This window comes from Pseudoalteromonas sp. S3178, from assembly GCF_005886985.1.
GTDB classification, from domain to species: Bacteria; Pseudomonadota; Gammaproteobacteria; order Enterobacterales; family Alteromonadaceae; genus Pseudoalteromonas; species Pseudoalteromonas carrageenovora.
In genome coordinates this window covers 156,933-181,216 of the sequence record NZ_PNCW01000030.1, presented here as the reverse complement: position 1 = coordinate 181,216, position 24,284 = coordinate 156,933, and the positions used below count along the sequence as shown (strand labels likewise).

The window sequence follows — 24,284 nt, the reverse complement described above, 5'->3', positions numbered from 1 at the left end:
TAGAATGAGGAATGCCCGCTTACAGAGCGGCAAAACAGAGGTAACTATGGCTAAATTAAGAAGTGCAACAACAACTGAAGGACGTAAACGCGCAGGCGCTCGTGCATTATGGCGCGCAACAGGCATGACCGATACAGACTTTGGTAAACCAATTATTGCTGTAGTTAACTCGTTTACACAATTTGTACCAGGGCACGTACACCTTAATCAGCTTAGTGAGTTAATGGCTGAAACAATCACTCAAGCGGGTGGTGTACCAAAAGAATTTAATACCATCGCTATTGATGACGGTATCGCAATGGGCCACGGGGGTATGCTTTACTCACTCCCATCACGCGACTTAATTGCCGACTCGGTTGAGTACATGGTTAACGGTCACTGCGCCGATGCGATGATCTGTATTTCTAACTGTGACAAAATTACCCCTGGGATGATGCTTGCAGCGCTACGCTTAAATATACCGGTTATTTTTGTATCGGGCGGACCAATGGAAGCGGGTAAAACAAAACTTGCTAACATTGATATCAAATTAGATTTAGTAGATGCCATGGTTAAAGGCGCTGATGAGTCGGTAAGTGATGCTGATTCAGAGCAAGTAGAGCGCTCAGCATGTCCTACTTGTGGGTCGTGTTCAGGCATGTTTACTGCAAACTCAATGAACTGCTTATTAGAAGCTATTGGCCTTGCACTACCGGGTAACGGTACAACGCTTGCAACCCATAAAGATCGTAAGCAGTTATATGTAGAAGCGGGTGCTCGCATTGTTGATTTATGCCGTGAGTACTACCAAAAAGATAACCAAGACGTACTGCCTCGCGCTATTGCTAACAAAACAGCCTTTATGAACTCTATGGTTGTTGATATTGCTATGGGTGGTTCATCTAATACTGTATTGCATTTATTAGCAGCCGCACAAGAAGCCGGTGTCGATTTTGATATGTCGCACATTGATGAGCTATCTCGCAAAACACCATTTTTATGTAAAGTAGCCCCAGCAACACCAGAATATCACATTGAAGATGTTCACCGTGCTGGTGGCATGATGGCGATTGTGCGTGAGCTAGGTAAAGCCGGTTTAGTTGATTTATCGGTAAACCACGTAGCGGGTATGACAATGGGTGAGCTTGTTAAAAAGTGGGATGCGACAGATCCTACAAACGAAGCAGCACAAAAGTTTTACCGCGCTGGCCCTGCTGGTATTCGTACTACAAAAGCAATGAGCCAAGAGTGCCGTTGGGATGAAGGTGATAACGACCGAGAACATGGTTGTATTCGTAGTGTTGAGCACGCATTCAGACAAGATGGCGGCTTAGCTGTACTTTCAGGTAACTTAGCGGTTGACGGTTGTATTGTTAAAAGCGCTGGCGTTGTTGACGAAATGCTACATTTTGAAGGCACTGCAGTGGTGTACGAATCACAAGATGATTCAGTAGAAGGCATTTTAAACGACGAAGTAAAAGCCGGTGACATTGTTGTTATTCGTTACGAAGGTCCTAAAGGCGGCCCAGGTATGCAAGAAATGCTGTACCCAACGAGCTACTTAAAATCAAAAGGCTTAGCTGAAAAGTGTGCATTGATCACCGATGGTCGTTTCTCAGGTGGTACATCAGGCTTATCTATTGGCCACGTATCGCCAGAAGCGGCAAGCGGCGGTGCCATTGCATATGTTGAAAATGGCGACAAAATTATCATTGATATTGCAACACGTGAAATCACCTTAGCATTAAGCGATGAAGAACTTGAAGCGCGTAAACAAAAGCAACTAGCACGCGGTAAATTAGCGTACAAACCGGTTGATCGTGAGCGTTATGTGTCGTCGGCATTAAAAGCGTATGCACTACTTGCAACCAGTGCTGATAAAGGCGCTGTACGTGATTTAGCCAAACTGGAGGAGCTTAGCTAATTATGGTTTCTCAAGAGCTCGATTATTTTCGCGCTATTATTCAGGCAAATATGGAGCCTTTGGCAAAAGTTACTGAGGTCAGCGAAATGGCTCAGCTCAGTGCTAAGCTAGGTAACCATGTATGGCTTAAGCGTGAGGATCAACAGCCCGTGTATTCGTTTAAATTACGCGGTGCATACAATAAATTAAATAAGTTACCAAAAGGGTCTGTTGTTATTACGGCATCGGCTGGTAACCATGCTCAGGGTGTGGCACTTAGTGCATCCCACCTTGGGCATCAAGCTACTATTGTCATGCCAGTAACAACGCCTGAAATAAAAGTAAGCGCAGTACGTGCGCTTGGTGGCGAAGTGGTATTACATGGTCATCATTTTGATGCGGCAAAAGCACACGCCCTAGAACTTACTGAACAGCGTAATGGTGTATTTGTTCCGCCTTTTGATGACCCAGACGTTATCGTTGGGCAAGGCACTGTTGCCCGCGAGTTAATGCAGCAACTCAACGAGCTTGATGCCGTATTTATACCTGTTGGCGGTGGTGGCTTACTTGCTGGTATGGCTGTTTATATCAAGTCATTACGCCCTGATATAAAAGTTATTGGCGTAGAAGCTGACGAAAGCGCATGTTTACAAGCAGCACTTAAAGCGGGAGAGCCGGTAGAGCTTGACCGTGTTGGCAGTTTTGCAGACGGTGTTGCTGTAAAAATTATTGGCAGTGAAACATTTCGCTTAGCGCAAAAGTTTTGCGATGAAGTAATCACCGTGAGCAGCGATGAAATTTGCGCCGCGATGCAAGATATTTTTGTCTCTACTCGTGCGATTGCAGAGCCTTCTGGGGCTCTTGCAACGGCAGGGCTTAAAAAGTGGAGTCAACAATCGGGCTTAAAAGGACTCCATTTAGCAGCTGTACTTTCGGGTGCTAATTTAAACTTTGATCGTCTTCGTTACGTAGCAGAGCGCACTGCGCTAGGTGAAAAAAACGAAGCGTTATTAGCCGTTACCATCAAAGAAGAAAAAGGCAGCTTTAAACAGTTTTGTGCATCTTTAGGTGGCCGTGCTATTACTGAGTTTAACTACCGTTATGCAGGCCCAGGTGAAGCACAAATATTTGTAGGCATTGCGCTGCGCCAAGGCGAGCAGGAGCTCAACGAGTTAAAGCAAGACCTAACCAAAAATGATTATGCATTTTGTGATTTATCAGACAACGAACTCGCTAAATTGCATGTACGTTATATGGTTGGCGGTAAAGCGCCAGAGCAATTGCATGAAAGGTTATTACGTTTTGAGTTTCCTGAATATCCAGGTGCACTTGCACGCTTTTTAGATACGCTTGGTAGTAATTGGAATATTACGCTATTTCATTATCGCAATCATGGGGGCTCTATGGGTAATGTACTGGCTGGCTTTGCTATTGAGCCAAGCCAATTTGATATGTTCAACGAGTATTTAAATCGTTTAGGTTATAGCGTGCAAGATGAAACACAAAATCCATGTTTTACGCAGTTTTTAACATCTCAATCGCAAAACCCCAAAGCTGACGATTTAGCCTCAGCTTAACCTCCTTATAAGCAAGCGCTCTGAGTAGGGTGCTTGCTTTATCTTGTGTTTTACATATAGTTACAAGTATTTACCATTATTTGGAACTCCCAGTTGCCTATTAAAGGATTAATACTCGTAACGTTACTTTTTTGCAGCCAGCTTATGGCACAAGAGCATGTGACTTTACAATTAAAATGGACACATCAATTTCAATTTGCCGGTTACTACATGGCCAAAGAAAAAGGATATTACAAAGAACTCGGCTTAGACGTAACTATTAATCCGGCCAACCCTTTTATGCCCGACACCTTTGCACCGGTGGCTTCAAATAAAGCGCAATTTGGTGTAGCGCATTCTGGTATTTTACAGCAAAAAGTAAAGGGTCAGCCTTTTGTTGCCATGGCTGCTATTTTACAGTTTTCACCTTATTGCTGGATGGTTAAAGACACGTCAGATATTTTTCATCCCCGAGACTTTGTTAATAAACGTATTACTAAAGTAAGCCGTCTAGACAGCACTGAGCTACTGGTAATGCTTAAGCGTAGTGGTATAGATGTAGATAAACTTGCAGTTTATGACGGTGAAAACCCAACTCAAGCATGGGTAGAAAATAAGCTTGATGCTATGCAGGTGTATGTCACTAATCAGCCCTATTACATGACTCAGCAAGGCATAGCCCATAGGCTTGTTTGCCCACAGCGCTACGGAATGGACGTATATGGTGATATTTTATTTACGAGTCAATACATGCTTAAAAAGCATCCCAAAACGGTTGAGAACTTTTATCAAGCAAGTTTAAAAGGGTGGCGTTATGCCATGATGAATATGGATGAAGCGATTGCTGTTACGCAATTAAAATACGCTAATCATAAAAATTTCCATCAATTAGCGTATGAAGCTGAAGTACTGCGAGAGTATATTATGCCGCCCACAACTAACCTAGGTAATATGTCGATGGCAAAATGGCGCCTGATAGCCGACCTATATGGTATTGGGCAAAATGAGTTTGATGAAGTAAAAGCTGACTTTATTTATAATTACGAAGAGCCAGAAACTATGCAGTTATCGTGGATGTTAATTGCTGCAATACTGGTGAGTATAATTTCTATTCCGCTGTACTTACGGCTTATTTTTAGCAAAAAGTAAGCGTTTAAAAGCGCTTAACTGGTATAATAAATCGTCTTTTTTTTAGTTTAAGCTGTTATGACGTTAGCTGAGCAATTTTTTACACTTGATACATTTTTAATGAGCACTCGCCAATATTGGCAGTGTACAGCGTTTGATTTTGAGAGCTGCCCGTGGCCAGAGTTAACAACCTTACTTAATAACTTAACTGATCAACAAGTCGCTGAACTTGATTGTGATCAGGAGCGGCTGTATGAGTTTTTTGCCCCGCATATAAATAACGTAAGTAAACTAGCTTTGCTGTGCGAAATACCACAAATTAATGCTTCTCGCAGTGACTACCCATTTTGGATAAGTACGGGTATTAAAGGGCGTAAGTTTGAGCAGCTACAAGACTTTGTATCGGCATTACCTAACTCTGCTGAGCCGGTTATAGAGTGGTGCGCAGGCAAAGGACATTTAGGTAGAATGCTTGCTTTTAATGGTGCAAGTAGTGTGCACAGTATTGAACTTCAAGCTAATTTATGTGAACAAGGACAAAAAAGTGCTCAGCAACAAGGTTTAGCAATGCACTTTAGCCAAGCTGATGTACTGAGTGACGACACTCAGTCTTTTTTTAACGAAGACACTCACGCTGTTGCACTGCATGCATGTGGGGCACTACATCAAGTATTTATGCAAAAAGCATGCTTTGCCAAAGCCAAGCAAATTAGTTTCTCCCCCTGTTGCTATCATTTATATACGCCAAATAACTATCATGCAATGAGTGACGCTGCTAAGCAAAGTAAGCTTAATTTAACTCATCGAGACTTAAAGTTAGCTCTGCAAGAAACCGTTACTGCGCCTTCTCGATTAGATAAAGTGCGTAAAACAGAACTTGAATGGCGTCTTGGGTTTGACGCGCTTAGAAAATCAATAACTAACGAGCAGTCATACATCAGTGTGCCATCGGTTAACAAGGCTATATTTTCAGACTCATTTAAATCATTTTGTGCATGGGCTGCTGAGGAAAAAGCATTAACTTTACCTCAAGGTATTGATTATGAATCATTTTTAAATATTGGCCAAGCAAAAAAGAAAGTCACTGACCGAGTTGAACTGGTTCGACATGTGTTCAGAAGGGCAATTGAGGTTTGGCTTGTACTCGATCGTGCTTTATATTTGCAACAGCAAGGTTATCAAGTGAGTGTTAAAACGTTTTGCGAAAAGCAGTTAACACCACGTAATATATTGATTCTTGCCAATATAAATTAAATTCCCTGTCCTCGACTTAATAAGAGATGCAATGAGAAAGTTAAAGAATTTATTCGAAAACAATAAACGCTGGGCTAAACGCACAAGTGAAGCAGATCCTGAGTTTTTTAAAATTTTATCAATGCAACAAAACCCAGAATACCTATGGATTGGTTGCTCAGATTCTCGTGTTCCTGCAAACCAAATAGTTGATTTATTACCCGGTGAGTTATTCGTACACCGCAACGTAGCAAACGTTGTAGTGCACACCGATCATAACTGTTTATCTGTAATGCAATACGCAGTTGAAGTGTTAAAAGTAAAACATATTATGGTGGTAGGCCATTATGGTTGTGGTGGCGTACAAGCTGTATTAAACGATGCTAAATTTGGCTTTATTGACAACTGGCTTCGCCACGTAGGTGACGTGAAAGAAAAACACCTTGAGCATCTTAATGCTATGGATGAAACACAGCGCTTGAGCCGTCTTATTGAGCTTAATGTAATAGAACAAGTGCGCAATGTGTGTAGAACCAACATAGTGCAAGACGCATGGGAAAAAGGGCAAGACTTGACGATTCATGGTTGGGTTTACGGCCTTGAAAATGGCCACTTACATGACTTAGAAGCTGTTGTAACTTGCGCCGCAGAAGAAACTGAAAGTTATAAAAGAGCGGTACAGCACGTTTTTAAAAAAGCGGGCTGTGAGTAACTTAGCGCATGGCTAAAACGGCGGTTTTAATAGGTGCTACAGGCTTAGTGGGCAATGAGCTACTGCATAAGCTACTAAGTAGTGAACATTACTTAAAGGTAGTGACTTTAAGCCGTCGTGATTTAGCTATTTCACATGTTAAATTAGTAAACCATGTGATTGATTTTGATAAACTGACTCAATATTCAGAACTCATTAAAGGCGATGTTTTTTTCTCTTGCTTAGGTACTACGCTTAAACAAGCGGGTTCAGTAGCTGAGCAGCGTAAAGTCGATTTTGATTATCAATTTATAGCGGCGCAATTAGCTGCAAATAACAATATTCCCCATTACTGCTTAGTTTCTTCAAGCGGGGCTAATGCACACAGTCGTAGCGCATACTTAAAAATGAAAGGAGCGCTTGAAGTTCAAGTTAAGCAGCTTAATTTTGCTAAGTGCAGTATTTTTCAGCCATCGTTGTTATTAGGTGAGCGTAAACAATTTAGAGTGGCCGAAAAAATAGGGAGTTATATTTTTCCGGTTATTACAATGCTGCCTTTTTTAAAACGTTATAAGCCAATTACGGGCAAACAAGTTGCGCAAAAAATGCATACGGTGAGCATTGAGCAGCAAGCTGCGTTATCGTATTACGTGCTCGATGAGTTATTTAAATATAGCTAAAAATACACAAGGCAGCCTAAGCTGCCTTGTGTATTTTTACGCTTATATCAATCTGCTTATATATGAGGTCTATTTAACGTTAAGAAAATTACGCTAGAACTAGGCAAAAATTTTTGTATTTAGTTGTTCTAAATAAAAAATTTTTAACGACGTTAAAGTGCAATTTAATTCGTTAAATTGATCAAAGATTTATGCAGGTTGGTATTAATTATTCAGCGTCTGTTTTAGCACTTAGCTGCTGCTCAAGTAGGGCAACTTTTGCTTCTAATTCTGTCAGTTTTTCGCGAGTACGAATTAGCACTTGGCTTTGCACATCAAATTCTTCACGGCTTACAAAGTCCATTTCAGCAAGCTTGTTTTGTAAAACTTGCTTAGTTTTACCTTCAAGTGTGTCCGCTAAATTTTTTACACCTTGTGGCATATTGCTTGTAATTTGCTTTGCAATTTCTTCAAGTTTTGCTGGGTTGATCATAATTGTCCCTTCGGCCTTGCCTAAAATGATAATAACTCATATTACCTTATACCCAGTGTATTTAACACATGATCATCTTTATCGAATTAATTAAGGCAATTGCTTTGCCTGCTGTGGTGGTTACGTTAAAATTGCGCGTCTTTTAAATCTCTTTGGTCGTTATGAAACTCAATCCTAAACAAGATGAAGCAGTAAAATATATTAGTGGTCCATGCTTAGTGTTAGCTGGCGCAGGCTCTGGTAAAACCCGTGTTATAACAAATAAAATTGCTTACTTGGTACAACAATGTGAATACAAAGCGCGAAATATTGCTGCTGTAACGTTTACAAATAAAGCCGCTAAAGAGATGCGTGAGCGCGTGTTACAAACGCTTAATAAGCAAGAGGCAAAAGGATTATGGGTATCGACGTTTCATACCTTAGGCCTTGAAATAATAAAAAAAGAGTTAAAAACGTTAGGCTTTAAAGAGGGCTTTTCGCTATTTGATGATCAAGACACTAACCAGCTTTTAAACGATTTAACTGAAGACGAATTAAAAAACGATAAAGACTTACTCAAGCTATTAAAAATGCAAATAGGCAATTGGAAAAATGAACTCATTTTACCAGAGCAAGCAGTGCGTGAGGCACGCGATGCACAGCAGTCTTTATTTGCGCAGTTATATGCGCGTTATCAAATTCAGCTACGTGCCTATAACGCATTAGATTTTGATGATCTTATTATGATCCCAACGTTATTACTTACCAATAACGAGACTTCTCGAGAGCGATGGCAACAACGCTTTAAGTACTTGCTGGTGGATGAGTATCAAGATACCAACACCAGCCAATATCAGCTTGTTAAGTTACTTGTTGGTGAGCGCGCACGCTTTACTGTGGTAGGTGATGATGACCAATCTATTTACTCATGGCGTGGTGCAAGGCCGCAGAACTTAATCCTTTTAAGTAAAGACTACCCTGGCCTTAGACTCATAAAGCTTGAGCAAAATTATCGTAGTGCACAACGAATTCTTAAATCGGCAAATATACTTATTGCAAATAACCCACACGATATTGAAAAGAAGTTATTTAGTGAGTTAGGTTACGGCGAACCCATTAAAGTAATTGGTTGTCGTGATGAAGAGCATGAGTCGGAGCGTGTAGTTGCAGAGATCATATCTCATAAGTTTATGAAACGGACGAGTTATAAAGATTACGCTATTTTGTATCGCGGGAATCATCAGGCTCGTGGTTTTGAAAAATCATTAATGAGCAACCGTATACCCTATAAAATAAGCGGTGGAATGTCGTTTTTCTCTCGCTCAGAAATCAAAGATATTATGGCGTATCTACGTTTGCTAGTTAACCAGGATGACGATAACGCATTTTTACGCATTGTTAATACGCCGCGTCGTGAAATAGGCACGGTAACCCTTGAAAAGTTAGGAACGCTTGCAAACGAAAAACACCAAAGTTTATTTGCCACCTGTTTTGATAACGACTTAGGCTACAGACTTAAAGGCCGTGGCTTAAATGCGCTTTCGGGATTTGCTCGCTGGGTGGTAGAGCTATCTGACAATGCAGTGCGCAGCGATACACTCGAAGCCGTTAAAGATTTGGTTCGCAACATAAACTACGAAGCTTACCTGTATGAGTCATCACCGAGTGCAAAAGCGGCTGAAATGCGAATGAAGAACGTTTCTGAATTGTATCGATGGATCACCGATATGCTCACCGGCGATGCTGATAACGAGCCGATGACGCTCGCTGAAGTTGTAAGCAAGCTAACCCTTCGCGATATGCTTGAGCGCAACGAAGAAGAAGATGAGTCAGATGCAGTGCAACTACTTACTCTACATGCATCAAAAGGCTTAGAGTATCCGTATGTGTTTATGGTTGGCATGGAAGAGGGGCTTTTACCACACCAAGTCAGTATTGATGAAGATAACGTAGACGAAGAGCGCCGCCTAGCGTATGTAGGTATTACTCGAGCGCAGCAAGAGTTGACACTAACGTATGCAAAAATACGTCGTCAGTTTGGAGAAACATCACAAACAGAGTTAAGCCGGTTTGTACAAGAGTTACCACAAGACGATTTAGCATTTGAGAACAAAAAAGCGCCCAACACTCAAGCTGAACGAATGGAAAAAGGCCAAGCTCGTGTTGCAAACTTACGGGCTATGCTTAAAAAGCCAGAGTAGCTTAACTTAGCTGCGATTGAGACACCGCAGATATGCTTTGTGCATGTGTGAGCGTGTGTTGCTTACCTACGAAAAAGGCTAGTCCGTGCTTATCTAATAGGGCTCTAAAATTAAGTATAGATGGGCCTTTAGCAATTACTTTCATATTCTTAAGTTTGGTAATTGCTAGTACACCTTGTAGCTGTAAATCAACGCTATCTTGTTGTAAAACACGTTTACTAAATGTGGAGCTAAGCAGTAAGTAATCGAAATTTATATCGGTTAGTAAGTTTAGCTCGCATCTATCTTTAGCAAAGTTATTCAGCCCAATAGAAAACCCTAACTGAGGTAACTTTTTAAGGTTTTCTATTTGTGTTGCACTAGCATGGCGAATTTCTTGCTCATCAAATAACAAGCAAAGCTGGCTTAAGCCTTGTTGTTTATTTAATACATCGGTAAAAACAATAAACTCTAACTGTTCAAGTAAATTACTTGAACATGGCACTAGTGCCATTGCTACATTGGCACTGAGTGCTTGTGAATAGGCCTGCTGCAACAATTCTAATTCAACTTGTACGTGCTGATCTTTATCTGTTGCAAACTTTTTCAAAATATCAAAACTAGTGCAACCTAAGACGGGGTGTTCACCAAAGGCTTCAAATAAAGACTCTGATTGAAATTGCTCATTAAGCGTAATAATTTCGCTGCTTCTAAAATGCATTGGCAGTAGGTCTAGATGATGAAGTGTTTGCGATTCTTGTGTAGGAATTGATTGAGTTAATAATGGATGAAACAGCTCGTAGCGGTCACGACCTGAATTTTTAGCATAATACATGGCGGCATCAGCATCACGGATAATTTCATCGGTGTGAGTATATTGTGGTTGTGAAAAGGTCACACCAATACTTGCGCCACTTTGTATACACGTACCTTTGCTACAAAATGGTTTTTTCATTATATCAATAATACGATTAGCAACGTCTTCAGCTTGCTGTGGCTCAGTTAAGTGGGTTAATAAAATAACAAACTCATCGCCACCTAAGCGCGCTAGTAAATCGTGTTCACGTATACAATGCGCAAATAAATCACCTACGCTTATTAAAAACTGATCGCCAGCTTGGTGTCCTAACTGATCGTTTATATCTTTAAATTTATCTAAATCAATAAATAAAACTGCAAAATGATGATCGGGAAAACGCTGATAGTGTTGCAGTGTTTTCTCTAGTTGCGTTAAAAATAAGCTGCGGTTAGGTAAGCCGGTTAACGAGTCGTGATGAGCATCGTGATAAAGTTGTTGCTCAATTTTTTTACGTTCATCTATTTGCATTTGTAAGTGCAGATTAGCTTGCTGAAGCTCTTTTGTTTTTTCGCTAACTCTAAACTCAAGCTCTTGGTGACTTTTTTCAATTGCTTGATTGGCAAGCTTAGTTTGTAAAACAGCAGCAATTTGATGCGATACAAAGGTAATTAGTTCACAATCGTCTTGGCTAAAAATATGTTTATTATTATATGCTTGGCAAACTATTAAGCCTATTACACCTTGTGATGTTTTAAGAGGAGCACCTAGCCAACTCGTTGCTTTTTGCTCTAAAGGTACGGGGGCTGAGCGCTGTACAACGCCGCTTTTTAATAGCTCCTTAGCTCTACAAGGGTGTATGAGCTGCGTTTGCTCAGTGCTAATTACTAACTCGCTATAACCTTTAGCAAAACGTCGAGGCTTTGCTACATCTCTAAACTCATCAGCGTAATAGGGAAAGTCTATCCAACCGCTTTCTTTGTTATATAGCGCGATATATAAATTGTCGGCATAGGTAATGGTTTTTATTATTTGATGTATTTGAACGTAAGCGTCATCAAGGTTTTTTGCTTGTGTGGCAAGTTCAGAAATTTTAAATAATATTTGTTGTCGTTGTAGCGCGCGCTTTCTCTGCTCTACTTCAATATTCAATGCATCATTACTTTGCGTAAGTGCACGGGTACGAATTTTTACTTCTGATTCAAGTAACTCACGTTTTTTTACACGCTCAATTGCCGTTGCTAAATAAAGTGACATAACTTCTAAGAGCTGTATTTGCCCTGAGCTATACCCTTGTTGGGTATCGTAGCTTTGTGCGGCAAGTACGCCAATAATATTTTTTTCTTGATAAACCGGAACGCCTACCCAATGCTCCGCAGGTGTACCTAGTGCTTTAAATAAGCCATCTGCTGCGGCTTGTTGCATTTGTTTTTTTGTAAAATAAGCGGTTTTACCTTGCTTAAACACATAACCCGTAGCCCCCTCATCAAAACTATTTGATTGGTTGAGAGCTACAGCAATACCGTCTTTCTCATCTGAAAAATAAGATAGTTCCAATGAGTTGTTATACGAATTAGAAAGCACGACATAAAAGCTTTTACTCGGTACATATTTTTGCAATATATCGTGGATGGCAGGATAAAGTAGGGTTAGCTCGGCAACAGTACTCGCTTGCTCTGATAATTGTATCAGGGCACTTTGCAGATGGTGAGATTGCTTGTACTTTTCTAATAGCGCTTTGAGCTTTTTATTTTGGTGCGCTAATTTACTCGGTACATTGGGTTTATCTTCCAATGACGTTGACCGACTGTTTTTATTGTATAGTTATTGCTCTTATAATTTCACTTTTAAGGGGACGGGTCAAGTAGCTATTGTGGTAAAAATGCGGCTAAAAGCCTTAAAAAGGCATTAAAAAAGGCCTACCTAGGGTAAGCCTTTTTACATAACTAAATATGTTTACTTAGATGTCATGAAATCGATAGCAGCGCTAATCTCGTCATCAGAACAATCCATACAAGTACCTTTAGGAGGCATTGCATTAAAACCATTAAGTGCATGCTCAAGTAAAGTGTCTTTACCTTTAGCTATACGTGGGGCCCAATCATCAGCTGATTTAGGCGCGCCTAATGCACCAGTACCATGACATGCAAAACAAGCACCTTGGTATACTTGCTCACCTGAACGTGGGCCTGTTGGCTCAGCAGCAACTGCTGCTTTGTCGCCTTCAAGGTATACAGCACCAACCGGCGCGAGACGTTTTTTAATTGCATCTTCAGTCATAGATTTATCATATGGCTGTGCGTATGCGGTGGTTGCTAGCATTACTAATACTGCAGCTGTTAGTTTTTTCATTTTGCCTTGCTCACTTCGATTTGAACGTGATCAATCACGATTATAGATGACGGAAATTAAACCGATTATAACTCTCTGAAGCAATTTATAAAACGCTAAGAGACTATTTTATTAATAAAACTGGCTAATTTTTGCGTTAACGCAATAAAATTTAAAAATTAACGTTACTTTGCAAAGTAAATAAACAAAGTTAATTAGCTACATTACAAGCGCGGTCACTTTAAATTAGTCCAACGACAATACGCAGCGTACAAGCTTTTCGATCCCTGAATCGGCTTCAACAAGCGATTGCGCAAGCATATAAGCAGGAGTGGTTACTAATTTATTTGCTTGATCAATTACAATATCATCAACTGCACAGTTTACATGCTTAGCGCCAAGTGAAGTTAATGCATTTGCTGTGTCTTCATCAGTACCGATAGTAAGTGAAGCACCTTCATAAATAAAGGGGATCAAAGCTGGCGCTATACACATATAACCAGCCGGTTTTTTTGCTTTTGCAAATGCTTTACCCGCTTCAAGTACTTCAGTGTTGATAGTGGCATTTGTACCGTTAATAGCAAAGTCACATAAGTTTTTTGCCGCTCCAAAACCACCCGGAACAATTAGCGCATCAAATTGTTGTACGTCTAATTCTTTCAGCGCTTTTATATCGCCTCTGGCAATACGTGCAGCTTCTACAAGTACATTACGAGTTTCGGGCATTTCTTCACCCGTTATATGGTTTAAAGTGTGATGCTGCGTTATATCTGGTGCAAAGCACTGATAACTAGCACCATTTTTAGCTATGTGCAAAAGGCTAAGTACGGCTTCATTAATTTCGCTACCATCAAAAACACCAGACCCTGCTAAAATTATGGCTACTTTTTTCATGCTTTTGTGCTCCTTAAATCATTTTTATAAGTCGATTGGATGAAGTCTAACATGCCCAAAATTTCTCGCTAAAATAAATTTTTAGTATAAAAAGCATTCGCTGCGCAAGCTATTTTGCGGTTTATGCCATTTGCGATCACTTCGCCTTTAAAAAAATTATAAAGGATCGCTATGATCTTTGATCCATTATGCTAGAATACTCCTCCGGTTATTTAAATGGATACAAATAATCAAAGTGACTAACAGCGGATGTAACAGTTAGAAAACCTTTTTCCACATTGGTTTAAAATAATAAAAAAAGAACCTCGTATTATCTTTTTTAAACAAAAACAAGTAGTTAAAGTATTTTCTAGGCATTTTATATTGCTTCGGAAGAATAGCTTGTGGCTGTTATCTACATACTTATCCACAGCTTGCTCTAATTTATATACCACGACGGATGATAATTCACAGTCGTTTTATTTACTGCCTTATGGCATGCTTACAATTACCTTAATTTTTTGTATTTAGGATCCAAATTCACCATGGCTCAGATCCCCGAAAACCCACTAATTTTAGTTGATGGCTCTTCATATTTATTTCGTGCTTATCATTCTCCGCCGCATTTAACTAATTCAAAAGGTGAGGCTACTGGGGCTATTTATGGTGTGATCAACATGCTTAAAAGCCTGATCAGACAATATGATCCGTCGCACATGGTGGTGGTGTTTGATGCTAAAGGTAAAACCTTTCGTAACGATATGTATAGCGAGTATAAAGCTAACCGCCCACCTATGCCGGACGACTTACGTACGCAAATAGCACCAATACACAGCATTATTAAAGCAATGGGTTTTCCGCTTATTAGCATTGAAGGTGTTGAAGCCGATGATGTAATTGGGACCTTTGCACGCATAGCATCAGAGCAAAAACGTCATGTCCTCGTTTCAACGGGTGATAAAGATATGGCTCAGCTTGTAAATGAGCATGTAACACTTATTAATACCATGACCGACAGTATTTCAGACCCACAAACCGTAGTAGAAAAATTCGGGGTAGGTCCAGAGCTAATTATCGATTATTTAGCATTGATGGGCGACAAGGTTGATAACATACCGGGTGTTGAAGGGTGCGGTCCTAAAACAGCTGTTAAGTGGCTTCAAAAATACGGATCGCTTCAAGGTGTAATGGATAATGCTGGCGATATTAAAGGTAAAATTGGTGAAAAGTTAGCAACGGCGCTTGATCACCTGCCTTTAAGTTATGAGCTTGCAACAATAAAATGTGATGTTGAGGTTGAATCTGATCTTGATACCTTTAAGCTTCAAGAGCCAAATAAAGATGAGTTAATTGCATTATATGGTGAATGCGAATTTCGTCGTTGGTTAGCTGAGCTATTGGATGATCCTAAAACCGCAGATACATATTTAGATGTGCCTACTGAGGCAAATGAGCTGCCAAAAGTTGAAGATGCACATTACGAAACTATTTTAACCGAATCACAATTTGATACGCTTATTGAGCAGTTAAACAGTGCTGAGTTATTTGCGTTTGATACCGAAACAACCAGCCTTGATTATATGCAAGCGCAGTTAGTCGGTATGAGCTTTTCAGTAAAAGCGGGTGAAGCAGCTTACTTACCTGTTGCGCACGACTACCCAGGAGCACCTGAGCAATTAAGTCTTGAGTTTGTAATGCAAAAACTTGGGCCAATTTTAGCTGATGCAAATAAAGCCAAAGTAGGACAAAATCTTAAGTACGATAAAAGTGTGCTGGCTAATGCCGGTTATGAACTTAACGGTATTAAGTTTGACACTATGCTTGAGTCGTACGTGTTTAATAGTGTGGGTACGCGTCACGATATGGACTCGTTAGCACTTAAATACCTAGGCCATAAAAATATTAGTTTTGAAGATATTGCTGGTAAAGGTAAAAAACAGCTTACCTTTAACCAAATTGAGCTTGAAAAAGCCGCACCTTATGCTGCTGAAGATGCGGATATAACTCTGCGTTTACACGAAGTGCTGTGGCCTAAACTAGAGGCAGATGAAAAGCTAAAATCGGTATTTGAAGAAATAGAAATGCCTTTGGTAAATGTTATTTCGGATATTGAACGCACAGGTGTAGCAATTGATAGCAATATGCTTGCAGCGCATAGCCAACGCTTAGGTGAACGTTTACTTGAACTTGAAAAAGAAGCATTTGAAATAGCAGGCGAACCATTTAACCTAAGCTCACCAAAACAGTTACAAGTTCTATTATTTGAAAAGCTTGAGCTGCCAGTTATTAAAAAAACGCCTAAAGGTGCGCCTTCAACGGCTGAAGAAGTACTGCAAGAGCTTGCCCATGATTATCCATTACCAAAAGTAATAATTGAACATCGTGGATTATCTAAGCTTAAATCAACGTATACCGACAAATTACCGTTAATGGTCAATGAGAAAACGCAACGTGTGCATACGTCTTATCATCAAGCGGTTACAGCAACAGGGCGTTTAAGCTCAACCGATCCTAACTTACAAAATATACCAATTCGCTCTGAAGAGGGACGCCGTATTCGTGAAGCCTTTATAGCCGCAGAAGGTTATAAAATTGTAGCTGCCGATTATAGCCAAATTGAGCTGCGTATTATGGCGCACTTATCGCAAGATAAAGGCCTACTGAATGCCTTTGCAAACGGTTTAGATGTTCACAGTGCAACTGCTGCTGAAGTATTTGGTGTTGAGCTTGATGATGTAACCACAGATATGCGCCGTAAAGCTAAAGCAGTAAACTTTGGTTTAATTTATGGAATGTCTGCTTTTGGTTTAGCGCGTCAGCTTGATGTGCCACGTCACGAAGCGCAGCACTATATTGATAAATACTTTGAGCGTTTCCCTGGTGTACTTGAATACATGGAAACAACCCGCGAAAAAGCCGCTGAAAATGGGTATGTAGAAACTATTTTTGGTCGTCGCCTGCATTTACCTGAGATTAATGCTCGCAATGGTGCTCGACGTAAAGGTGCTGAACGTGCAGCAATCAATGCACCAATGCAAGGCACTGCGGCAGACATTATTAAAAAAGCAATGTTAAGTGTACATAGCTGGGTAAGCGAGCAAGCACCAAATACTATTAAGTTACTTATGCAAGTACACGATGAACTGGTATTTGAGATTAAAACGGATTGTGCACAAGCGTACACAAAACAAATTTGTGAACTGATGTCACAAGCGGCCACACTTGATGTGCCTTTAATAGTAGAAGCCGATGAAGGTGAAAACTGGGAACAAGCCCATTAGTACTTAGTTATTTACTCTAAAGCGCCACTAGGCGCTTTTTTTATGACTGTAAAAAACAACCGTAATAATATTTTAGGCTTTGCTGTGAACAAAGTTTAGTTAAAAGTAGGTTAATTTAAGCAACTATTTGTATTAAATAGTTATATGTTCGTCAATTCGAACTGTTTTTGAGGAATATCATTGTATTTTTATGTGCTCTTTTGTTAAAGTCCCGTCCGTCCTCATCCTGTAGGACATCCTGTTGATGATGCATCTGAAAGGGTGCAACAAATTGATAGCTTCTCCCCAGTTTGCTATACCGGCCTGCCATATTTTTGGTGGGCCGTTTTTTATTCTACTCCTAAAAAATCAGCTTTATTAATTTTGCTTATCGCGTTATCCATTCGTTACTTTGAGGTGGTTTGGGTACATCGCAGGTGATACCATCAAAGTGCTATTATTTTTAATTTCTATTATTTCCATTATTTTTATTACTAAGGAGTGCGTTATGTTTAAAGCATTAGCTATTGCAGGTTTTTCTTTATCAAGTTTAGTCATTTCTAATGTTGCGCAGGCTGATTGGCAGCTTGTTAATGATAAAAGCCAATTGAGCTTTGTATCAATTAAAAAAGATTCAGTTGCTGAGGCTCATCACTTTACCAACCTCGAGGGCATGCTTACAGATAGTGGTAAGTTTAGCGTAAATGTCGACTTAAGCTCTGCAGAAACGCTTATCCCAATCCGTAATGAGCGTTTAGCAATACTATTATTTGAAGCGAGTAAATTTCCAAATGCTGTTTTAAGTGCTGATTTAGCTAAAGAACTTAGTAGTGTTAAAAAGCCAGGCCAGCATGTGCTTAAAGGTATTAATGCTGAACTAGATTTTCATGGAAATAAAAAACCATTCAAAATTGATGTGTTAGTAACTAGCTCACAAAACGGTGACTTAAGCGTGTCATCTTTCACCCCGATTATTATTAATAGTGATGATTTTGGCGTAACTGAAGGTGTTAAGCAGCTACAAAAATTAGCGGGTTTACCGTCAATAGCTACAGCTGTACCAGTTACATTTGCACTAACACTTAAAAAACAGTGATCTCTCTTGCACAGCTTAGTAAGCAATTAAGCGAGCCAAGCAAACCGTTTAACAGCTGGCAGCCAACTCATTGTGGTGAGCTGCCAATTGTTATTGATGAGCAAGGGCAATGGTTTTACGATGGCAGTGAGATAACTCGCATTGCTATGGTGAAGCTATTCGCCAGTGTTTTATGTAAAGAAGGTACGCAGTTTTACTTAAAAACCCCAGTCGAAAAAATAGCGATAGAGGTGCAAGATGCGCCATTTATAATTGTGGACTGGCGTTTTGAAAATACAGCACAAGGAAAGGTTTTGTGTTGTATAGATAATATTGCTAGGCAATGGCTCATAAGTGCTGATCAGCCATTAGCTATACAAAACTATAAAGGTATAGCCGTGCCCTATTTACAACTACCGTATGGTTGCTGTGCACGTATAAATAGAAGTGTGTTTTACCAGTGGGCTGAAATAGCCGCAGTAGATAAGCGCGGCTATTATATAAAATCAGCAGGAGAAAAGTTTTATCTTTCTTAGCAATTAAGCGTTAGAGTCAGTTTCTTCGCTTTGTTTGTCTTGTGGTGGAATTGCTACAACGGGACCTAAGTACCATTCATCTAGCTTTTTAGCGACTTCAGGTAAGCCAGTGCCTTTAAGCGATGAAAATGCATGTACAGTAATGTCACCATCAAGCTCGCTTAATTCACGACGTACTTGTAATACCTGTGCCTTACGCGCACCTTGCTTAAGCTTGTCTGCTTTTGTTAAAAGGGCAAGTACTGGTATTTCGCTACCTATAGCCCAGTTAATTAAATCTTTATCTAAGTCTTTTAACGGATGGCGAATATCCATTAATACCACGATACCCTTTAGGCTTTGGCGTTTTTGCAGGTATTCACCTAACGACTTTTGCCATTTCTTTTTCATTTCAATTGGCACTTTAGCAAAACCATACCCAGGTAAATCGATTAAGCGCATGTCGTCAACATCGGCAAGTTCAAAGGTATTGATTAGCTGAGTACGCCCTGGTGTTTTACTGGTACGAGCTAGCTTTTGGTCTGTAAGCGCATTAAGTGCACTTGATTTACCTGCATTAGAGCGACCAGCAAACGCGACTTCAATTCCCGTATCAGCAGGTAATTTAGTAATGTCTGGAGCGCTTGTTACGAAAGACGCAGTATTATATTTGATACGAGATTTGAGCACAGGCTCTCCTAAAACTTAAAAATGGTCATGTTGAGTAAACTAAATTCACTCAGGGCGCGTATTTTATACTATAAAGGATGTATTAAAAAGCGTATTTAAACACCTTAAAGCAGCACAAATGGCACATTAAAAGACACTTAAAGCTTAATCTAGGTCAAAACCCTATAATTTATAAGCTTAATATGAGTAGAAAACGTGCCAGAGAATTTTTTATCGTGTAGAATACATGTATTACAACTATCTATATTGTAGATGATACAGGGTCGGAAACAGAGAATTCACCATGAAAAAAATAGCACTATCTTTAACAATATTGCTTGGTGCGTTGTCAGCAAGCAACGCAACAGCATTCGATGGCGATGTAAACGCAGGTAAAGAAAAATCAGCAACGTGTGCGGCTTGTCACGGCCCAGATGGTAATGCGCCGGTTAATATCTACCCTAAGCTTGCAGGACAACATCCAGATTATATCCTTAAGCAACTTCAGGATTTAAAATTAGGTATGACTTCTGGCGGTAAAGAAGGTCGTATGGATCCGGTTATGAGCGCTATGGCTATGCCACTTAGCGAGCAAGACATGAAAGATTTAGCTGCTTATTTTTCTTCACTGAATATGTCTGAAGGTTCAACACCTAAAGATGTGGTTGAAGTTGGTAAAATGCTTTTCAAAGCGGGTGACGCAGAGCGTGGAATTCCATCATGTGCAGCATGTCATGGCCCTCGTGGTAATGGTTCATCGTTAGCTAAGTTTCCAAAAATTTCTTTCCAACATCCAGAATACATCAAGGCTCAACTTGAAAAATTCCGCGATGGCACCCGTAATAATGACCTAAACGGCATGATGGGCGATATAGCTAAGAAATTAACAGATAAAGACATCGAAGTGCTTTCTCAGTACTTAGGTGGTTTACACTAAAGTCGTATTTATTTAGCCGTCACTAGTAAATACACTGTAATGTGTTGAAAAAAGCAGCTTAGGCTGCTTTTTTTGTTTCTTAATTTACCGATATTACCTATCTATTATGTGAGACATTGTCCATACTCACCTGTAAGAAAAGTCTTCTTTTAAATTGTCACCTTAAGTTAACCTTATGAATTTTAAGGGTTGTTGTACATGTTAATGTAATAATTATAATAAAAGTTATATAAACCAGTTGTAACAAAATTATTAACGAGTAAATTAACCACTGTCGCAAAACAACAATAACAAAATGGATTATGCTAAAGGAAAATGGCGCGACACGACTACATAGCACAAGATGTTGCTACTAAAGGAAATAATAAAAAAGTGTCAGGATGACCGAGAATAATAAAAAACTCATGGAAGTTTAATAATAAAAACAAAAGGGAATGTTACAGGGAAGGTATTAATAATAACAAAACGGACTGATAATAATAAAAATAATAAAGACTAAAAAAAGTCGAAGGGAGAAGTGTCCAGATAATGGCGCTCAGATTAGCAGGCGGTAGAGATGTTTTCTCTACCGCCTTTTTATTTGTCCTGTTACAATACCCACCGTTTAAAATTAGCGATTAATTAGCTAAGGCGCTTTTGAAAGAGTAACCCAACCTCTATAGCGTAAACTGAATTCTTCTGGCTAGGCCAGCACTGCGATGCCCATTAAGTTGCGCCTCGCTCAAAACCTCTTAAGTGAGATGATCAAGATATGAGTAGAACTAAAAAGTCACGCAAAAGCCCATCAAATGGACCCGTTCGTTTAAGCCAAGACAAGCTTAAAGAAATGCGCGCATTAAAAGAGCAGCGAGTTAAAAAAACCAAAGGTGCTAAGCCAGGTTCTCGTAACGCTCCAGAGCTGTTAGATGATGATACCCAAAAAGGTGGTTACACGCCCAAAGATAAGCGTGTAGGCAGTAAAAAAGCAGTGCCGTTAATTGCTACAGCACCTGAACCTAAAGTTGAAATGAAACGTAACTTAAAACCTACGGTTGAACTTAAAAAGGTTACTGAGCCTGAGATAACGCCAGAACAAGAGCTTGAAGCACTTGAGAATGATGAGCGCTTACTTAAATTAGTCGAGCGCCATGAAAAAGGTGAAATGCTAACAGGTAAAGATGCTAAGTACTTTAATAGCCGTATTGCTCGCCATCAGGCTTTATGTAAAATCCTTGGCATTGAAGATGAGGATGAAGACGAGTTTGAAGATGATTTCGAAGATGACTTTGCAAGTGAAGGCAACTCTGACTTCGATCAATACTTATCTGACGATTTAGCCAATGAATGGCTAGACGAAGACGACAAATAGTAAGGGCAAATAATGAGTACAGCGTTGATCATAGCCTTATTTGTAGGTGCTGCGATTATTGCTGGCTTAGCATTTTATGCGGGTCAGTTGCTTTATAAGTTAAGTGCACAAAAAAAGCTAATTGCAAAAACTCAAGCTGAGCAGCAAAAAAAGCTTAAAAAGTCGCGTTTAGAGCGTAATGCTAAATTGGCCGACAGCATTCATTTAATTGCTCGTGCAATGAACGAAGAGCAATGTGAGTTTTCTGAAGGATGTTTGCGTATTTGGGTACTTATGTCTCAATACGCGTTTGAAGATGAGCGTGATTTAACTGTTGAGTACCCAGGCATTTTTGAAATGTACGAAGTAGTTAAAGAAATGCCAACGCATGATGCTCGTAAAAAATACTCTAAAAAAGAGATTTTTAAACAAGACACAGCTCGTTGGCGCGCAGAAGAAAAGCTTAATGACGCTATAAAAGCTGATTGCGCAAAAATTATTACAGAGTTTAAAGCCGCTCCTGGCAGCGATAAAGTAGTTTTTAATTAAGCACTATTGATAATGTAAAAAAGCAGACTTAGGTCTGCTTTTTTGTGCTTGGCGTAAATTTAATGGGTATTAAATAACGCGAGAAAAACGAGTGGCGTTAATTTGTTTTTGTAGGTGAGCATCGAAGCACATACAAATTATACGTATAAATAAATTGCCGCGCGGCGTTACTTTAATCATATTGTTATTGATTGTTACCATGTCATCATCTATTAACGGTATAAGTGCAGTGAGAGCATCTGCAAAGTAACTATTAAATTCAATACCATGCTTATTGGCAAACTCTTCTGTATTAAGCTCAAACTGGCAGATAAGCTGTTTAATAGCATCAGCACGTATTATGTCATCAGCATTTAAATGCATCCCTTTATTAACCGCACAACCGCTTTGTGTTTCAGTTGCATGATAATATTGCTTTAGCTCTTTTTGGTTTTGCAAAATAGCACTGCCAATTTGTGAAATAGACGATACACCTAAACCAAGTAAATCGCAGTTGCCATGTGTGGTGTAACCCTGAAAGTTACGGTGTAGCTTAGCTTCGTTTTGTGCGATGGCTAGCTCGTTGTCGACCCGCGCAAAATGATCCATGCCAATAAATTGATATCCTGCTTGAGTCATCTGTTCAAGGGTATTTTTAAACATAGTCAGTTTGTCGTGCGCGCTAGGCAAATCTGCATCTTTAATTTTACGCTGTGCAGCGAAGCGATCTGGCAAATGAGCGTAATTAAATACCGATACACGGTCAGGGTTTAACGCAATTAATTGCTCAATAGTATGCTTAAAGCTTTGAGGGGTCTGTAGTGGAAGCCCATAAATCATATCTGCATTAATTGATTTAAAGCCAAGTTCGCGCGCTTGAGTAATTAGTTGCTTAACTTTACTGGCTTGTTGTGGGCGATTTACGGCAAGTTGTACCTCATCATTAAAATCTTGAATACCAAACGATACGCGGTTAAAGCCTAGCACGCGTAAGTCAACGAGCATGTTGTCGCTAAGCGAGCGTGGGTCTATCTCTATTCCACGCTCAGTTGTATGAGTAAAATCAAAATGCTGCTCTAATAAAGTCACTAAGCGAGTCATCTGCTTGGTATTTAAAAAAGTGGGAGTCCCACCGCCTAAATGTAATTGCTCTACGGTATAGTGCTTAAATAGGGGGGCTTGGGCTTTAATCTCTTTAGCAAGGTAATCTAGATAAACATCTGCTTTAGATTGATGACGAGTAATAATTTTATTACAGCCGCAGTAATAACAAAGTTGGCTACAAAACGGAATATGTATATACAAAGATAGTGAACGACTAGATGATGATTCAATAGCGCTTAGTAAGTCTTGCTGGTTATAACCTTCGCTAAGAGAAAGTGCCGTAGGGTAAGAGGTGTAGCGAGGACCTGAGACATTATATTTGTTTATTAGGGAATCATTCCATTTTGGAAGTTCTATCATCACGCGCACCTTTTATATTAATAAGGTGCAAATTATAAAAAGCTTTGTAAGCAGAGTTTTTGATCTACAACAAAAAAAGGTGCCGCAGCACCTTTTTAACTTATTTTTGACACTAGTAAGTCACTGTATGAGCATCTTTAAGGTACTGAAATAACTCTTTGTAACCTTTACCAGGCTTTTCAGCTTTAGCTTCTTTGGTCGCATTACGAACTAACTGGCGTAACTGTTGGCGGTCTAGCTCAGGAAACTGCTCAATGGTTTCATTAATTAGATCATCACCTTGTTCAATTAAATCTGCGCGAAGCTGCTCAATTTTTTTAACCAATACTTCAGCTTGGTTATTTTTATTTAGCATTACATCGATTATCGCTTTAATTTCTTCGATGTTTTCTACAGTACGAAGCGTTTTAGCAATGTAGTTTAAGTGACGACGGTAAGCATCACTTTTATTACTAATTTTATCAGCAACAACCATGGCCTCTTTTAAATCGTCATTTAATGGTAGGCGCTCACGCTGTTTTTTACCCATTTTGGCAATTTCAGAACCTAACTGATGAAACTCTTGCGCTTCACGCTTAAGCTCCGTTCTTGATACGTATATAATTTCTTCTTCAATTTCAGCAGGCTTGCCTTTTTTCTTTGCCATGGGGTGCTCTTAAATAAAAATAACTTTTGCCATTATACGCGATTCTTTTAGTGATTAATATT

Annotated in this window: 20 protein-coding genes; 13 read left to right on the top strand and 7 right to left on the bottom strand. The window is 39.6% G+C overall.

From position 1 onward, the window contains the following. Window positions 1-46 precede the first annotated feature (46 nt). The 6 genes from ilvD (at window position 47) to CWC11_RS10140 (ending at window position 7,170) form a co-directional block, all read left to right on the top strand. Window positions 47-1,903 carry a dihydroxy-acid dehydratase gene (gene ilvD / locus CWC11_RS10165; protein ID WP_058547654.1) on the top strand — a complete coding sequence of 619 codons (1,857 nt, stop codon included), beginning with the start codon at window positions 47-49 and terminating at the stop codon, window positions 1,901-1,903. A 2-nt stretch (window positions 1,904-1,905) separates the two neighbouring features. Further along, window positions 1,906-3,459 (top strand): threonine ammonia-lyase, biosynthetic, encoded by a 1,554-nt coding sequence (ilvA, locus tag CWC11_RS10160; protein ID WP_138682599.1) that lies wholly within the window; start codon window positions 1,906-1,908, stop codon window positions 3,457-3,459. Window positions 3,460-3,603: 144 nt separating this feature from the next. Then, complete coding sequence (locus CWC11_RS10155) at window positions 3,604-4,587, top strand: ABC transporter substrate-binding protein (RefSeq protein WP_138682598.1); 984 nt, start codon at window positions 3,604-3,606, stop codon at window positions 4,585-4,587. A gap of 57 nt (window positions 4,588-4,644) precedes the next feature. Beyond that, a complete protein-coding gene (locus CWC11_RS10150) occupies window positions 4,645-5,820 on the top strand; it encodes a methyltransferase (RefSeq protein WP_138682597.1) in 1,176 nt (391 codons plus the stop codon). Window positions 5,821-5,851: 31 nt separating this feature from the next. Continuing rightward, window positions 5,852-6,511 carry a carbonate dehydratase gene (gene can, locus CWC11_RS10145; RefSeq protein ID WP_058547651.1) on the top strand — a complete coding sequence of 220 codons (660 nt, stop codon included), beginning with the start codon at window positions 5,852-5,854 and terminating at the stop codon, window positions 6,509-6,511. An 8-nt stretch (window positions 6,512-6,519) separates the two neighbouring features. Continuing rightward, window positions 6,520-7,170: a Rossmann-fold NAD(P)-binding domain-containing protein gene (locus CWC11_RS10140; RefSeq protein ID WP_138682596.1), complete on the top strand. Its 651-nt coding sequence runs from the start codon at window positions 6,520-6,522 to the stop codon at window positions 7,168-7,170. Window positions 7,171-7,378: 208 nt separating this feature from the next. Here CWC11_RS10140 and ubiK read toward each other — a convergent pair whose 3' ends face one another. Then, complete coding sequence (gene ubiK / locus CWC11_RS10135; protein ID WP_138682595.1) at window positions 7,379-7,642, bottom strand: ubiquinone biosynthesis accessory factor UbiK; 264 nt, start codon at window positions 7,640-7,642, stop codon at window positions 7,379-7,381. 161 nt (window positions 7,643-7,803) lie between these two features. On the opposite strand from ubiK, the gene rep reads away from it, so the two are divergent. After that, window positions 7,804-9,822 carry a DNA helicase Rep gene (rep, locus tag CWC11_RS10130; protein WP_058547648.1) on the top strand — a complete coding sequence of 673 codons (2,019 nt, stop codon included), beginning with the start codon at window positions 7,804-7,806 and terminating at the stop codon, window positions 9,820-9,822. Between the two features lies 1 nt (window position 9,823). Here rep and CWC11_RS10125 read toward each other — a convergent pair whose 3' ends face one another. The 3 genes from CWC11_RS10125 to elbB all read right to left on the bottom strand — a co-directional run bounded on the left by CWC11_RS10125 (window position 9,824) and on the right by elbB (window position 13,822). Next, window positions 9,824-12,391 (bottom strand): diguanylate cyclase domain-containing protein, encoded by a 2,568-nt coding sequence (locus tag CWC11_RS10125; protein ID WP_138682594.1) that lies wholly within the window; start codon window positions 12,389-12,391, stop codon window positions 9,824-9,826. Window positions 12,392-12,553: 162 nt separating this feature from the next. Beyond that, complete coding sequence (locus tag CWC11_RS10120) at window positions 12,554-12,949, bottom strand: c-type cytochrome (RefSeq protein WP_058547646.1); 396 nt, start codon at window positions 12,947-12,949, stop codon at window positions 12,554-12,556. A 225-nt stretch (window positions 12,950-13,174) separates the two neighbouring features. Then, a complete protein-coding gene (elbB, locus tag CWC11_RS10115) occupies window positions 13,175-13,822 on the bottom strand; it encodes an isoprenoid biosynthesis glyoxalase ElbB (RefSeq protein WP_138682593.1) in 648 nt (215 codons plus the stop codon). Window positions 13,823-14,346: 524 nt separating this feature from the next. Between elbB and polA the strand changes: the two genes are divergently transcribed. The 3 genes from polA (at window position 14,347) to CWC11_RS10100 (ending at window position 18,672) form a co-directional block, all read left to right on the top strand. Further along, window positions 14,347-17,082: a DNA polymerase I gene (gene polA / locus CWC11_RS10110; protein WP_138682592.1), complete on the top strand. Its 2,736-nt coding sequence runs from the start codon at window positions 14,347-14,349 to the stop codon at window positions 17,080-17,082. A gap of 487 nt (window positions 17,083-17,569) precedes the next feature. Further along, complete coding sequence (locus CWC11_RS10105) at window positions 17,570-18,157, top strand: YceI family protein (protein ID WP_138682591.1); 588 nt, start codon at window positions 17,570-17,572, stop codon at window positions 18,155-18,157. Beyond that, window positions 18,154-18,672 (top strand): DUF1285 domain-containing protein, encoded by a 519-nt coding sequence (locus CWC11_RS10100; RefSeq protein ID WP_138682590.1) that lies wholly within the window; start codon window positions 18,154-18,156, stop codon window positions 18,670-18,672. The genes CWC11_RS10105 and CWC11_RS10100 overlap by 4 nt, the downstream gene beginning before the upstream one ends. 3 nt (window positions 18,673-18,675) lie before the next feature. On the opposite strand, the gene yihA is transcribed toward CWC11_RS10100, so the two are convergent. Beyond that, complete coding sequence (gene yihA, locus CWC11_RS10095; protein WP_138682589.1) at window positions 18,676-19,341, bottom strand: ribosome biogenesis GTP-binding protein YihA/YsxC; 666 nt, start codon at window positions 19,339-19,341, stop codon at window positions 18,676-18,678. Window positions 19,342-19,624: 283 nt separating this feature from the next. Here yihA and CWC11_RS10090 point away from each other — a divergent pair, with 283 nt between their 5' ends. The 3 genes from CWC11_RS10090 (at window position 19,625) to CWC11_RS10080 (ending at window position 22,133) form a co-directional block, all read left to right on the top strand. After that, on the top strand, window positions 19,625-20,257 hold the full coding sequence (locus tag CWC11_RS10090; protein WP_138682588.1) for a c-type cytochrome: 633 nt from the start codon (window positions 19,625-19,627) through the stop codon (window positions 20,255-20,257). Window positions 20,258-21,008: 751 nt separating this feature from the next. After that, a complete protein-coding gene (yihI, locus tag CWC11_RS10085; protein WP_138682587.1) occupies window positions 21,009-21,605 on the top strand; it encodes a Der GTPase-activating protein YihI in 597 nt (198 codons plus the stop codon). A gap of 12 nt (window positions 21,606-21,617) precedes the next feature. Then, window positions 21,618-22,133, top strand: coding sequence for a DUF2489 domain-containing protein (locus CWC11_RS10080; RefSeq protein ID WP_138682586.1), 516 nt, complete (start codon window positions 21,618-21,620; stop codon window positions 22,131-22,133). A gap of 69 nt (window positions 22,134-22,202) precedes the next feature. Here the strand turns inward: CWC11_RS10080 and hemN are convergent, their stop codons facing one another. Then, a complete protein-coding gene (gene hemN, locus CWC11_RS10075) occupies window positions 22,203-23,576 on the bottom strand; it encodes an oxygen-independent coproporphyrinogen III oxidase (RefSeq protein WP_138682585.1) in 1,374 nt (457 codons plus the stop codon). 112 nt (window positions 23,577-23,688) lie between these two features. Continuing rightward, on the bottom strand, window positions 23,689-24,222 hold the full coding sequence (yjgA, locus tag CWC11_RS10070) for a ribosome biogenesis factor YjgA (RefSeq protein WP_058547636.1): 534 nt from the start codon (window positions 24,220-24,222) through the stop codon (window positions 23,689-23,691). Between the last annotated feature and the right edge of the window lie 62 nt (window positions 24,223-24,284).